11 protein-coding genes are annotated in these 13,302 nt (G+C 69.2%); 10 read left to right on the forward strand and 1 reads right to left on the reverse strand.

Annotated elements, in window-relative coordinates:
* Nucleotides 1–3 precede the first annotated feature (3 nt).
* Complete coding sequence (locus HLH48_RS09250; protein ID WP_182997226.1) at nucleotides 4–1,059, forward strand: aldo/keto reductase; 1,056 nt, start codon at nucleotides 4–6, stop codon at nucleotides 1,057–1,059.
* Here HLH48_RS09250 and HLH48_RS09255 read toward each other — a convergent pair.
* Nucleotides 965–2,002: an AraC family transcriptional regulator gene (locus tag HLH48_RS09255; protein ID WP_246387188.1), complete on the reverse strand. Its 1,038-nt coding sequence runs from the start codon at nucleotides 2,000–2,002 to the stop codon at nucleotides 965–967. The two genes, HLH48_RS09250 and HLH48_RS09255, sit on opposite strands and share 95 nt — an antisense overlap.
* A gap of 66 nt (nucleotides 2,003–2,068) precedes the next feature.
* On the opposite strand from HLH48_RS09255, the gene HLH48_RS09260 reads away from it, so the two are divergent.
* From HLH48_RS09260 to HLH48_RS09300, 9 genes are all read left to right on the forward strand, one after another.
* Nucleotides 2,069–3,025, forward strand: coding sequence for an SDR family NAD(P)-dependent oxidoreductase (locus tag HLH48_RS09260; RefSeq protein ID WP_182997227.1), 957 nt, complete (start codon nucleotides 2,069–2,071; stop codon nucleotides 3,023–3,025).
* Between the two features lie 30 nt (nucleotides 3,026–3,055).
* Nucleotides 3,056–3,343 carry a PIN domain-containing protein gene (locus HLH48_RS09265; protein ID WP_220795059.1) on the forward strand — a complete coding sequence of 96 codons (288 nt, stop codon included), beginning with the start codon at nucleotides 3,056–3,058 and terminating at the stop codon, nucleotides 3,341–3,343.
* Nucleotides 3,344–3,432: 89 nt separating this feature from the next.
* The gene (locus tag HLH48_RS09270; protein WP_246387189.1) at nucleotides 3,433–4,572 is read left to right on the forward strand and encodes a major royal jelly family protein; all 1,140 of its coding nucleotides are present in this window, start codon (nucleotides 3,433–3,435) and stop codon (nucleotides 4,570–4,572) included.
* A 45-nt stretch (nucleotides 4,573–4,617) separates the two neighbouring features.
* A complete protein-coding gene (gene thrC, locus HLH48_RS09275) occupies nucleotides 4,618–6,015 on the forward strand; it encodes a threonine synthase (RefSeq protein ID WP_182997228.1) in 1,398 nt (465 codons plus the stop codon).
* Nucleotides 6,016–6,079: 64 nt separating this feature from the next.
* The gene (locus HLH48_RS09280) at nucleotides 6,080–7,345 is read left to right on the forward strand and encodes a M16 family metallopeptidase (RefSeq protein WP_182997229.1); all 1,266 of its coding nucleotides are present in this window, start codon (nucleotides 6,080–6,082) and stop codon (nucleotides 7,343–7,345) included.
* Entirely contained in the window at nucleotides 7,342–8,670 is a 1,329-nt protein-coding gene (locus HLH48_RS09285) for a TldD/PmbA family protein (protein WP_182997230.1), read from the forward strand. The genes HLH48_RS09280 and HLH48_RS09285 overlap by 4 nt, the downstream gene beginning before the upstream one ends.
* 34 nt (nucleotides 8,671–8,704) lie before the next feature.
* Nucleotides 8,705–9,658, forward strand: a complete 954-nt coding sequence (locus tag HLH48_RS09290; protein WP_246387190.1) for a Tim44 domain-containing protein — start codon at nucleotides 8,705–8,707, stop codon at nucleotides 9,656–9,658.
* Nucleotides 9,659–9,773: 115 nt separating this feature from the next.
* On the forward strand, nucleotides 9,774–11,402 hold the full coding sequence (locus tag HLH48_RS09295) for a hypothetical protein (RefSeq protein ID WP_182997232.1): 1,629 nt from the start codon (nucleotides 9,774–9,776) through the stop codon (nucleotides 11,400–11,402).
* Between the two features lie 50 nt (nucleotides 11,403–11,452).
* Nucleotides 11,453–13,282 carry a peptidoglycan-binding domain-containing protein gene (locus tag HLH48_RS09300; protein WP_182997233.1) on the forward strand — a complete coding sequence of 610 codons (1,830 nt, stop codon included), beginning with the start codon at nucleotides 11,453–11,455 and terminating at the stop codon, nucleotides 13,280–13,282.
* Nucleotides 13,283–13,302 lie beyond the last annotated feature (20 nt).

Raw genomic sequence — 13,302 nt, forward strand, 5'->3', positions numbered from 1 at the left:
ACCATGGATTACAGGTCTCTCGGCAAATCCGGGCTCAAGGTTCCGGTCCTCGCTTTCGGGGCGGGAACATTCGGCGGCAAGGGCCCGCTCTTCGGCGCGTGGGGCAGCACGGATGTGACGGAAGCACGCCGCCTGATCGATCTTTGCCTCGATGCCGGCGTCAATCTGTTCGACACGGCCGACGTCTATTCCGACGGCGCGTCCGAGCAGATCCTGGGCGCGGCGCTCAAGGGGCGCCGCCACGCCGCGCTCATTTCCACCAAGGCGACCCTTCCCATGGGCGACGGCCCCAACGACGCGGGCTCCTCGCGCTTTCGCCTGATCCGCGCGGTCGACGATGCCCTGCGCCGGCTCGGCACGGATTATATCGACGTGTTCCAACTCCACGCGTTCGACGCCGGCACGCCCGTCGAGGAAGTTCTGTATACGCTCGACACGCTCGTGCGCGCCGGCAAGCTGCGCTATATCGGCGTCTCCAATTTCAGCGGCTGGCAGATCATGAAGACGCTGGCCGTCGCGGATCGGTACGGATGGCCGCGCTATGTGGCCAATCAGGTCTATTACTCGCTGCTTGGCCGGGACTATGAATGGGACCTGATGCCGCTGGGTCTCGACCAGGGCCTGGGCGCGCTCGTCTGGAGCCCGCTGGGCTGGGGGCGCCTGACGGGAAAAATCCGTCGCGGCGCGCCCCTGCCGCCGGAAAGCCGACTGCACGAGACGGCACGCTTCGGGCCACCGGTCGATGACGACCATCTTTTCCGCGTCGTCGACGCGCTGGACGACGTCGCCGGCGAGACCGGCAAAACGGTTCCGCAGGTGGCCCTCAACTGGCTGCTGCACCGTCCGACCGTCTCATCGGTCATCGTCGGCGCGCGCAACGCGGAACAGCTTCGGCAGAACCTGGGCGCGGCAGGGTGGAAACTCACCCCCGAACAGGTCGCGAAGCTGGACGCCGCAAGCGCCGTCACCATGCCCTATCCCCGTTTCCCCTATCAGCGGCAGCAGGGCTTCGCCCGCCTCGACCCCCCGCTGCCGCACGCCGATGCTGCATCGGCGTAAGGCCCAGGACACGCCGAAACGCCGCGCTGAAGGCGGCTTCCGATTCATAGCCCACCGAATAGCCGATATCGGCAACGCGTCCGCCGGTACGACGCAGCCGGTCGGCGGCAAGCCGCATGCGCCAGCCCACGAGATAGTCCAGCGGAGTCTGCCCGACGACCGCGCGAAAACGCACCGCGAAGACTGTTCGCGACATCCCTGCCATGCCGGCAAGCGCCGCGAGGGTCCATTTTCGCGCGGGATCGGCATGCATCGCCCCGATGGCACGAGCCAGCCGTGGATCGGCGAGCGCGCCCAGCCAGCCACCAGCCCCCCTGTTTTCCGAAGCGAGCCAGAGCCGCAGGACCTGAAGCAGCATGATCTGCGCCAGATGGTCGGCCATCAGGGCGCTGCCGACCGATCCGTCCCGCATCTCCGTCGCCAACTGTTCCAGCGACCACCGCAGCACCGCCGCCTGGTTCGAGGCATCGCGGACATGAACAATCGGCGGAAGGGCACCGCACAGCAAACCGGCATGATCGCCTTCAAAGAAAAAGCGCCCGCCGATCAGAAGGAAATCTCCCCCGCCATTGCAGGTCGCGACGCCATCCCTCGCCGCGTCATAGATCGTCGCCGAATGGATCGCCGGAAGAATGGGGTCGGTCGCGAAAAGAAAGGGACGTCCCCGGGTCAGCAGAAAGCAATCGCCGGCCTCGATCCGCACCAGATCGGTTTCCCCTTCGACCCGGACCCAGCACGCCCCCCGCAGGACAGTGTTGAATTTTATGCCCTCATAGGCGGGAAACCGGATTGCCCACTCTCCCCCCGCATCGAGGCCCACACTGATCGCGCTTCGGGGCCTCAGCAGGGCAAGAACATCCGACAACGGGTCCTTGGCGGCGCAATCCGAACTGACGCAACAGAATACCGAACCATGCCCCATGGATCGTTCCGTCGCCATCATCGATTCTCTCCCGGCAGCCCTGGCATACCGCCTGGCATGCCGCCCTGCCCTTTTCGGAGAATAATCATGAGCGACGACCAACACCCCCTCGGCTCCGGCTTCGGCGCCCGTTCGACCGCAGCAGACATGCTGTCCGGGATGGACCTGACGGGCAAGCGCGCGATTGTCACCGGCGGTCACTCCGGCCTGGGCCTGGAGACGACGAGGGCACTCGCAGCGGCGGGCGCCCGGGTGCTCGTCGCGGCCCGCGAACCCGATATCGCGAAGATCGCGACGCGGGACATACCGGGTGTGGAAATCGCGGCGCTCGATTTGTCCGACCTCGCCAGCGTGCGGTCCTTCGCCATGCGCGCCCTGGCTTCGCATCGGCATATCGACATGCTCGTCAATAATGCCGGCATCATGGCATGCCCCGCGCAGCGGGTCGGCCCAGGCTGGGAAGCGCAATTCGCGACCAATCATCTCGGGCATTTCGCCCTAACGAATCTGCTGTGGCCGCTGCTCGCCGGCGGCGCCCGTGTCGTCGCCGTCTCCTCGGCCGGCCACCACCTGTCAGGCATCCGCTGGCACGATGTGCAATGTGAGGCGGGCTACGACAAATGGCTCGCCTACGGGCAGTCCAAGACCGCCAACGCGCTGTTCGCCGTCCATCTCGATCGGCTCGCGCGCGACCATGGTGTCCGGGCGTTCTCCCTGCATCCGGGCAAGATTTTCACGCCTTTGCAGCGCCACCTGACTCAAGGCGAAATGGTGGCGCAAGGCTGGCTCGACCAGACCGGAGCGCCGGCCGACCCGACCTTCAAGACCCCGGCCCAGGGGGCGGCAACGCAGGTGTGGGCAGCGACCTCGCCGCAACTCGACGCATCGGGCGGCCTCTACTGCGAGGATTGCGACGTAGCGGTCCGCGCCGAATGCGCCGCCGCCCCGTTCGTCGGGGTCAAGGCGTACGCGACCGACCAGGGCGAAGCCGAACGGCTTTGGCATCTGTCGGCGGAACTCACCAATATCAACGCCTTCCTCTGACGAAGTGCGCGACACCACGATCGTTCGGCGATGTTTGAGGACCCCAAAACCTTGCAAGGCCTGCGTCGCCCGCGAGCGGGCACGCTGGTGGAAACCTCGCCGGAAGCCATGCTGACGGCGGCCGACCTCGCAACGGATCACCGGCTGGGGATAGGGGATTCGGTCGTCCTCTCGGTGGCATCGCATGCAGGATGTGGGCTGCTGCTGTCCGAGGATTTGCAGGAGGGGTTCACCTGGGGCGGCGTCACGGTGGTCAATCCGTTCGCCACGTCACGGCATCCCCTGCTCGATGCACTTTTGATGAACGACGGCTCCTGATACGACGAGGAAACCCGGACGGGGCGCCATTGGCACCATGGCGGCCATACGCGCCCGGCCGGTTGCCATCGGAGGCCGATCGTGGCGACATGGCGCCGATGTTCCGCACCCGCTCCTTCCCGCTCCGCGTGATCCCGGCCGCGCTGGCCCTGTCGATCCTCCCCGCCACGCCGCCGGCCATGGCCGCCAAGCCCGCGCCACCGCTCGATCCCTCGGCCCCCATGGTCGCGGTCGCGGAATCGACCAGCCAGGTCTGGACCGCCCTGGCGGTCCTGCCCGACGGCCGCATGATCCTGGACAGCCCGGCCTGGACCGGCGCGCCCGGCCCCACCCTGACGCTCCGCGACACCGGCGGCGCAACCCGCCCCTTCCCCAACGCCGCCTGGACCGACCCCGCCACCGCGCCCGAACACCGCCTGGTCTCGGCCGAAAGCCTCCAACTGGCCGATGACGGCACGCTCTGGGTGCTGGATAGCGGCCTCGATGCCGCCGACCACCCGGTCGCGCCCCCCAAACTGGTGCAAATCGACACCCGCTCCGCCACCGTCACCCGCACCTGGCCGATCGACCCGGCCGTCCTGCGCCCCGGCAGCCACGTCGCGGGCGTCCGCGTCGGCAGGGGCCACGCCTTCATCCTCGATTCCGGCGTGCCGGGCCTGATCGTGCTGGACCTCGATCACGGCCCCCAGCGGCGCCTGATGGACCACCACCCCTCGCTGACCGCCCAACACCCGATCATCGCGGGCGGCCACGTGGTGCGGGACGGCAGCGACCGCGCCGCGATCGTCAACGCGACCGAAATCGAAATCAGCCCCGACGGCCAGTGGCTGTACTACCAGCCCCCCTGCGGCCCCCTCTACCGGATCGGTACCGACCTGCTGACCGATCCCACCATCACCAGTTTCGAACTCGATGACAGCACGACGCTCTGGTACAAGACACCACCGCTGGGCGGCATGACGGTCGCCCGCGACGGCACGCTGTATTTCGACGATGTCTCGACCGGCAGCATCTTCCGCTTCACCGCCGGGCGCGTCTACCAGCGCATCGTCGTCGATCCCCGCCTGCGCTGGCCGGCCGCGCCCGCCATCACGGCCGCCGGACAGCTCTACATCCCCACCGCACAGCTCGACCGCACGCCGCGCTTCAACCACGGGCAGATGGCCGTGCAGTGGCCGCTCACGATCTACCGCATCGACACCGCCGCCCTTCCCGCCCCCGTACGCTGACGCCCCCCCCTTCGCGCTGGGCCCGCTTGGCGGTATGAAGGTCCCATGCGCTACGTTTCGACCCGGGGACAGGCCCCCGTCCGCGATTTCTCCTCGGTTCTCATGGCCGGTCTCGCCGAGGATGGCGGGCTTTACCTGCCGGAAAGCTGGCCGGTCCTCACCGCCGAAGACTGGCGGGCCCTGCGCGGCCTGCCCTATCCCGACCTGGCGGCGCGGATCATCGCTCCGTTCACCGCCGGCTGCATCGCGCCGGACGTGCTGCTGCGCCTGTGCCGGGAATCCTATGCCGGCTTCGACCACGCCGCCATCGTGCCGCTGGTCCAGGTCGAGGACGGGCTGTTCGTCCAGGAACTGTTCCACGGCCCCACGCTCGCCTTCAAGGACATGGCGATGCAGTTGCTGGGCCGCCTGTTCGACCATGTGCTGGCCGAGCGCGACGCCCGCGTCGCCATCGTCGGCGCCACCTCGGGCGATACCGGCTCGGCGGCGATCGAGGCCTGCCGGGGCCGCGAGCGCGTGCGGATCGTCATCCTGCACCCCGAGGGCAGGACATCCGACGTGCAACGCCGGCAGATGACCACGGTGCGGGAACCCAACGTCACCAACCTCGCGGTCCAGGGCACGTTCGACGACTGCCAGGACCTGGTCAAGGCGATGTTCGCCGACGCCCCCTTCCGGCAGGAAATGAGCCTCTCGGCGGTCAATTCGATCAACTGGGCCCGCATCGCGGCCCAGATCCCCTATTACGTCCATGCCGCCCTGTCGCTCGGAGCCCCGGACCGCGAGGTCTCGTTCGCCGTGCCGACCGGCAATTTCGGCAATATCCTCGCCGCATGGGCCGCCCGCCGCATGGGCCTGCCCGTGCGCGCGCTCTGCGTGGGCTCCAACCGCAACGACATCCTGACCCGCTTCCTGCGCGACAACGACATGAGCGCGCGCGAGGTGGTGCCCAGCCTGTCGCCGTCGATGGATATCCAGGTCTCCTCGAATTTCGAGCGTCTGCTGTTCGAACTGCTCAACCGCGATGCCGAGGCCTGCGCGCGGATCGTCACCGATTTCCGCCGCACCGGCCGCATGGCCGTCCCCGACCCGGTCTGGCGGCAGGCTTCCGGCCTGTTTCACGCCCTCGCCCTTGACGACGACGACACGAAGGCCGAAATCCGCACCCTGTATCGGGCCAGCCGGTATCTGGCCGACCCGCACAGCGCCATCGGCATCGCCGCCGGCCGGATGTTCCGCGAGCCCGGCATCCCGATGGTGGCGATGGCGACCGCCCACCCGGCCAAATTCCCCGACGCGATGGAACAGGCGGTCGGCATCCGCCCCGCCCTGCCGCCCCGCCTGGCGGATCTGTTCGACCGGCCGGAACGTTATGACGTGGTGCCCAACCAGTTGAACGCGGTGGAAGACCGCGTGCGGGCGGCGGCGCTGAAAAATAGCTGATTTCCCACCTGACCCTTTCTCCGGACGTCCGGCCCCGCCGGCCGGACCGTCACGCAGGATCCTGATGACCGACCAGATCAACGTAACCCACCTTCCCTCCGGCCTGACCGTGGTCACCGAACGCATGGACCGGGTGGAAACCGTGTCGTTCGGCGCCTACGTCGCCGCCGGCACCTGCCACGAGCATGCCGAGGAAAACGGCGTGTCGCATTTCCTCGAACATATGGCCTTCAAGGGCACGGAACGCCGCAGCGCCGCCGGCATCGCCGAGGAAATCGAGAATGTGGGCGGCCACATCAACGCCTACACGGCGCGCGAACACACCGCCTATTACGTCAAGCTGCTGAAGGAAGACCTCGCCCTGGGCGCCGACATCATCGGCGACATCCTGACCCACAGCAGCTTCGCCCCCGACGAGGTCGAGCGCGAGCGCGGCGTGATCCTGCAGGAAATCGGGCAGGCCAACGACACGCCCGACGACATCATCTTCGACCATTTCCAGGAAACCGCCTTCCCCGAACAGCCGATGGGCCGCCCCACCCTGGGCACCGAGCCGCTGATCCGCGACATGAGCCGCGACACGCTGATGCGCTACATGCGCGGCCACTACACGACGGCGAACACCGTGGTCGCGGCGGCCGGCAACCTGCACCATGCGGAAGTGGTTTCCCTCGCCGAGCGCCATTTCCGCGACCTGCCGACGCTGGGCAGCCCGGCCAGCGTCGACTCCCGCTACATGGGCGGCGAATTCCGGCGCGAGAAGGATCTCGACCAAGCCCATGTCGTGCTGGGCTTCCCCTCGGTCGGCTATGGCGATCCCGACTACTACCCGGTCCTGCTGCTCTCCACCCTGCTGGGCGGCGGCATGTCGTCGCGCCTGTTCCAGGAAATCCGTGAAAAGCGCGGGCTCGTCTATTCGGTCTATTCCTTCAACGCGCCGTTCCGCGACGGCGGCCTGTTCGGCATCTATGCCGGCACCGGCGCCGACCAGGCCAGCGAGCTGGTGCCCGTAACGCTGGAGGAACTGCGCAAGGTCCAGCATCAGGTCGGGCAGGAGGAACTGGACCGCGCGCGGGCGCAGCTCAAATCCTCGCTCCTGATGTCGCTGGAAAGCACCGGCAGCCGGTGCGAGCAGTTGGCCCGCCAGCTCCAGGTCTTTGGCCGCCTGGTCCCCACGGCCGAAACCGTGAGCCAGGTCAACAGGGTGACGATCGACGATGTCCGTCGCGTCGCCGCCCGCCTGTTCCGCGGCACGCCCACCCTCGCCTCGCTGGGGCCGGTCCATAACATCCCCACCCTGGGCGCGATCGCCGAGGCCCTGGCGGCATGAGCACCGACCCGCTCGACCTGATCGGCACCCTGGTCGCCAAGGCCCGCGCCGCCGGCGCCGACGCGGTGGACGCCGCCTACGCGGCCCGCACGGCGCACGGCGTACAGATCCGCAACGGCAAGACCGAGGATCTGGAACGGTCGGAAACCTGCGATCTCGGCCTGCGCGTCTTCCTCGGCCGCCGATCGGCGACCGTCTCGGCGACCAGCCTCGACCCGGCGCGCTTCGACGCGCTGGTCGACCAGGCGCTGGCGATGGCCCGCGTCCTGCCCGAGGACCCTCATGCCGGCCTGTCGCCCCAGGCCGAACAGGGTTTCGTCGACGCCGCCGGGCTCGACCTGCTGGACCCGGCCCGCCCCGACACGGCGGCGCTGATGGACCGCGCCCGCGCGGCCGAGGACGCGGCGCTGGCGGTGACGGGCGTGACCAACAGCAGCGGCGGCTCGGCCAGCTTCGGCCTGGCCGATATCGTGCTGATGACCTCGGCCGGCTTCTCCGGCCGCTACGCCCGCAGCAGCCATTCCGTCTCCGTCAGCGTGCTGGCCGGCCTGGGCACCGGCATGCAACGCGATTACGATTACGATGCGACCGTGCATCTCTCCGACCTGGCCGACCCGGCCGCGATCGGGCGCAGCGCCGGCGAAAAGGCGGTGGCCCGCCTCAACCCCACCCGCCCGCGCACCGGCAACCTGCCGGTGGTCTACGACCCGCGCGTGTCCGCGAGCCTGCTCGCCCACCTGGCCGGAGCGGTCAACGGCGCGGCCATCGCCCGCGGCACGTCCTTCCTCAAGGAGAAGATGGGCCAGCGCATCCTGCCGCAGGGCGTCGATATCCTCGACGACCCGACCCGGATCCGCGGCCTGTCCGCCCACCCGTTCGACGGCGAGGGCGTGCGCTGCGACGAACTGGTCGTGGTGCGCGACGGCGTGCTGGCCAACTGGGCGCTGGATTCCCGCAGCGCCCGCCAACTGGGCCTGCCGGGCAACGGCCGGGCCAGCCGTGGCGGCGGCCCCTCGCTGGGCAGCCTGTATGCCCGCCCCGGCACCCTCACCCCGACGGAACTGATGGCCGACATCCCGGAAGGCATCTACGTCACCGAACTGATGGGCTCGGCCATCAACGGCCTGACCGGCGATTACAGCCGGGGGGCCTCCGGCTTCATGATCCGGGGCGGCACGCTCGCCGAGCCGGTCGCCGAACTGACCATCGCCGGCAACCTCAACGACATGTTCGCCCGTCTGATCCTGGCGGACGACCTGGTCTTCCGCCGTGGCATCAACGCCCCGACCATCCGCATCGACGATATGATGGTCGCGGGGTCTTGAACGCCGTCCCGCGCGACAGGATATGCAGAGAGCAATGACCAACCTCCATCAGCCCGTCCACAAGACCCGCCGTTTCGGCATCCTTCTGCTGGGCGCGGCCCTCGCTTTGTCCCCCCTCCTGGCGCACGGCGCCGACGCCCGGCCCGGCGGCGGCGGCTCCATCGGCAGCCGGGGCTCGCGCACCTACAGTGCGCCCGCCCCCACCCAGACCGCCCCGTACGGCGCCTCGCCGATGCAGCGCTCGATCACCCCGCCCTCCTCGGGCGGCTACATGAACGGGCCATCCTCCTATCCGCGTTCGCCCTTCGGCGCGCCGTACGGCTCGCCCTATGCCGCGCGGCCGCACCCCTTCGCCAGCGGCTTCCTGGGCGGCATGCTGGGCGCCGGCCTGTTCGGCGTGCTGTTCGGCCACGGCATCGCCGGTGGCCTGACCGGTGGCGGCAGCTTCCTCGGCCTGCTGATCCAGCTCCTGCTCCTCGGCCTGCTGGTCGGCTGGCTGGTCCGCCGATTCGGCGGCGGCGCCCGGCAGCGGGCCGCGGTCGCCTCCGGCCCCGGCTACGGGCCCGGTCCGGCGGCGGCCCAGGTGACGATCACCCCCGACGACTATCGCGCTTTCCAGCGCCTGCTGCTCGATATCCAGGCGGCCTGGAGCCAGCAGAACCTGCCGGCCCTCCAGCACATGGCGACACCGGAAATGGTGGGCTATTTCAACGCCCAACTGTCCGACCTCGCCAGCCGCGGCGCGCGCAACGTCGTCTCCGACGTGCGTTTCGAACATGGCGACCTGTCCGAGGCATGGAGCGAGAACGGGCTCGACTACGCCACGGTCGCGATACGCTATTCGATGGTGGATATCACCACCGACATGACCGGCCGCGTCATCGACGGCAGTTCGACCGAACGCGTCACCATCACCGAACTCTGGACCTTCATGCGCCCGACGCGCGGCGGCGCCTGGCTGCTCTCGGCGATCCAGCAGACGCACTGACACCTGGAGGGCATCCCGTCCTCCCCACCTCCGAAGGAACAGCATGGCCAGCAAGAAACCCGGTCGGCCACGCACGTCTCACCGGCCCCCTGCCGCCGACCGTCTGTTTCATGACATGCAGACGCAAGCCGCCCACGCGCTTGCCGCAGACCCGCGCAATGTCCAGGCCCTCGCGCAGGAAATCGCCTCCATCCCGGCCGGCACCGATCCGGACGAGGCGCTATGCACGCTCCTGACGATGACGCTCGACCAGGCCCGCATGGCGCAGGAAGGCGGCCAGCGTTTCGGCCAGCGCTGCCTCGATGCCGTCTCGCGCCACCTGGCGGACCTGTCTCGGAAAGGCGCGGTCACGATGGCAGGAACCATCGCGATCGCCCGGTGCTATGTCAGGGCCGGCCTGCCCGTCCCGGCGGGCCTGGAGCCCGGCGAGCAACCCACCCCGCACCAGACATCCCCGCATTCGGCGCGCGAGGACACCAGTCCCGAAGCCGCGTTCGCCGCGCTGTCCGCAAGCCTCCTGGGCGATATCGGCGACGATCCCTCGATCCTGCATCAGACATTCGCCGAAATCCTGCCCGGCATCCCCCCCGACGCCAGATCCATGCTGTGCAGGGTGGCCGCCGCGAATCCCGACCCACGCTTCGAACAACTGGCCTGCGCCTGGCTTCTCGATACGTCCGAACAGGTCCGCAGCGCCGCCCTCGAAGGCCTGGCCGACCGCCTGGCCGCCGGCAGGCTCAGCCCACGGGCTCTCGGCCGCCTGGCGGTCCTGAGAAGCTGGATCGTCGACGATCCGGTGCGGCGGCGGGTGGACGCCCTGATCAGGAGCGCCATCCGGTCCGGCATCTCCCAGGACACGCACATCGCGCCGTCGCACCGGATCATCGGCTGCCACTCCAGCCCCATCGACGGCTCGGGCGCGCAGAGTCTCGCGATCGCGCTTCAGAAAGGCCGCTCCAGGGCCATCGCCATGGTCCTGCTCAAGCAGCGCTTCGGCGTCAAGGACGCCTATATCGTCCCCTGCGCTAACGCGGCGGAGCAGCGCGGCCTCCTGCAACAGGTGACGACCCTGGGCGGCCCAGGCGACGTCTCGCTGGATTACGTCCAGACCGCCCTGAGCATCGCCCTGGCGGACGGGCGTAAAAATGCCGTCTATCCGGCGCCCGGCCTGGCCGACGTCGCCGAAGCCTGCGCCCTGACGACTCTCCGCCCGACGCAGGACGCCTCCGCCCAGGCCATCGTGAGCGCATACGATCCGCAGGACGCCCTTGCCTCCCTCGATCCGGACGAGCGGGAAACGCTCATAGCCGCAAGCGCGGACTGGCCCGCGCGCTACCCCATGGTCACCAACTGGTTCGAGGACGATGACGACATCTTCGACGGGGTCAAGGCCACCAGCACGGCCCGAGCGCGAGCCACGTGGACATGGCTTGAGACACGCCGGGATTTCTGGGCCTCCATCATCGCCCGGACGGCGCTGCTGCTGAAGGACCAGGGCGATCCGCAGGCACGCTCCTTCGCGGTGACCGCGCATGCCGTCAGCCACGACACCCCGCTCCAGCGCATCCCCATCATGGCCGCGATCGTGGACCAGACGCTGGAAGCAAGCCGCGCCACCTCCGTCGCGGGCGACGATGACATCATGGCCCTTCTCATGAACCTCATGGCGCCGCCCCCGCAACCGGCTCCCCGGCAACCCCGTGACAAACCCGCGCGCAAGCGCGTGCCCCGAAAGCCGAAATGACGTTTCCGCGCGGAACGTCGCCGGAACCATCAACCGGAAAGAGCAACGCGATGTCGCAGACATGTCTTCACGCTGCCCCGACCGGGCGCCGACTTGCCGTCTCCAGCCTGCTCGCCCTGATCCTGCTGGCCGCCGCCCGGGGGCCGGCGCAGGCGGCATCGACCATCGTGCCGCCATTGGCGGAAGCCGGCCTCGGCGACCGCGCCCGGCTCGATCTCGCCGCCGGCGGGCTGGCAGCCTCCGTCACGCTCAAGGCATCGACCCGATGCGGCGCCGCCATGACATGGCAGCCGGCCGATCCCAATCCGCCCGCCACCTGCCGCATCGCCACCCTGTCCATCAGGGCCGCGGGCCAAGCCCGCTCGGCCACCTTTCCGCTGGCCCCCTACGGGCAGGATGCCGGCTTCATGGATCTGCGCGTGAGCATCCAGAGGCTGGATGCCGCGTCCGCCGTGCCGCAGATCATGGTTTCGGCCTATACCGGCGGCGCCCATTGCTGCGAGGTGACCTCCATCTTCGGCCGGCGCCCCGACGGCCAATGGGTCCATGCCGACCTCGGCATGCAGGATGGCGGCGGCCCGCCCGCCATCGTCGCGGTGCCGGGCGCCCCCGCCCCCGCCATCGTGACCTACGATCAGGCCTTTCTGTACACGTTCGCCTCGCACGCCGGGTCCTATACCCCCGTGATCCTCTATCGCTATCACGACGGCGCACTCGTCGATGCCAGCGACGATCCGGCATACCGGCCCTATCTGGTCGAGGATCTGGCACGGCAGACCCGGCAATGGGAGGCATCCGGCCGGTCGGAGCCCAACGGCTACCTGGCCTATTATGTCGCCACCCGGGCCCGCCTCGGCCAGCTTTCCGCCGCCTGGGCCCATATGCTGCCGCGTGCGCAGAACACCACCAGGAGCGGGTTCGGCGTCTCGCCATGCAGCCTGAAATCGGCCGAGGAAACCGCGAACGGCCGCGACTGCTCCAAGGCCGATCGCATTCCGCTTCCCTTCCCGCAGGGGCTGGCGACCTTCCTGGCCCGCAACGACTACATCTCCGCCGCCCAGGCCCGCGCCCTCCTGTCCGACCGGCCCGCCCCAGGCGCCGGTTCCGCGCCGCCCGGCCCGTACCACCCCGATTTCCCCTGCGACCCGCCGCCGGCCGACAACGGCGTGGCCACCATGCTGTGCCGGGACAGCGAGGCCGCGCGGCATGAACTGATGTTCGATCAGGTCTATTACGCGCTGCGCCATCAGGTCGGTCAGGATGGCTGGAAAGATCTCAGGCAGCAGGTCGTCCTCGACGAGAACACGGCCAACCGGTCCTGCGGCCTGCCCATCCCGGGTGAAGGGCCGCAGACCATCCCACCCAACGGCGCCACCTGTTACGACGACGCCATGGATCGCCTGGCGGCCCAATATCGCCTCCGCCTCTCCGGCGCCGCCCTTATGGAAAGCCAACGCCCGCTCGACCGCCATATCGCGCTCCAGAAAAAACTGGTCGACCTCGGCCTCCTGCCGGCCGATACGGTGGTGGACGGCGTCTATGGCGACGCCACGCGGGCCGCGATCACCGCCTGGCAACGGGCATCCCACCGCCCGGATACCGACGGCTTCCTGTCCGACGACGACGCGGCGATGCTCATCCCGCCGCCACAGGCCGCCACACCCCCGGCAACGCCTGCCCCGCCGCCACCGACGGCCGCCACGGCCAGCATGCCGTCCCAGCCGCCCGCCACACAGCCGACCACCCCGGCACAGCCACAACCACAGGCACAACGCGGCGGCGCCGGCCTCCCCATCAAGCTGGTCTTCGCCATCATCCTCGCGGGCCTCGCCGCCCTGATCGCGATCCGCCTCCGCCGCAAGCGCGGCGGCAATCCATGAGCGGCCACCCGGGAACGCTC

It is taken from the genome of Gluconacetobacter sacchari (assembly GCF_014174255.1).
Classification (GTDB): Bacteria; Pseudomonadota; Alphaproteobacteria; order Acetobacterales; family Acetobacteraceae; genus Gluconacetobacter; species Gluconacetobacter sacchari.

What these genes read in the sequence shown, in the direction of transcription:
- thrC (WP_182997228.1), top strand. Translation starts at nt 4,618, where the DNA reads ATGCGCTACGTTTCGACCCGGGGACAGGCCCCCGTCCGCGATTTCTCC.
- HLH48_RS09255 (WP_246387188.1), bottom strand. Translation starts at nt 2,002, where the DNA reads ATGATGGCGACGGAACGATCCATGGGGCATGGTTCGGTATTCTGTTGC.
- HLH48_RS09265 (WP_220795059.1), top strand. Translation starts at nt 3,056, where the DNA reads ATGTTTGAGGACCCCAAAACCTTGCAAGGCCTGCGTCGCCCGCGAGCG.
- HLH48_RS09290 (WP_246387190.1), top strand. Translation starts at nt 8,705, where the DNA reads ATGACCAACCTCCATCAGCCCGTCCACAAGACCCGCCGTTTCGGCATC.
- HLH48_RS09285 (WP_182997230.1), top strand. Translation starts at nt 7,342, where the DNA reads ATGAGCACCGACCCGCTCGACCTGATCGGCACCCTGGTCGCCAAGGCC.
- HLH48_RS09300 (WP_182997233.1), top strand. Translation starts at nt 11,453, where the DNA reads ATGTCGCAGACATGTCTTCACGCTGCCCCGACCGGGCGCCGACTTGCC.
- HLH48_RS09295 (WP_182997232.1), top strand. Translation starts at nt 9,774, where the DNA reads ATGCAGACGCAAGCCGCCCACGCGCTTGCCGCAGACCCGCGCAATGTC.
- HLH48_RS09260 (WP_182997227.1), top strand. Translation starts at nt 2,069, where the DNA reads ATGAGCGACGACCAACACCCCCTCGGCTCCGGCTTCGGCGCCCGTTCG.
- HLH48_RS09270 (WP_246387189.1), top strand. Translation starts at nt 3,433, where the DNA reads ATGGCGCCGATGTTCCGCACCCGCTCCTTCCCGCTCCGCGTGATCCCG.
- HLH48_RS09280 (WP_182997229.1), top strand. Translation starts at nt 6,080, where the DNA reads ATGACCGACCAGATCAACGTAACCCACCTTCCCTCCGGCCTGACCGTG.
- HLH48_RS09250 (WP_182997226.1), top strand. Translation starts at nt 4, where the DNA reads ATGGATTACAGGTCTCTCGGCAAATCCGGGCTCAAGGTTCCGGTCCTC.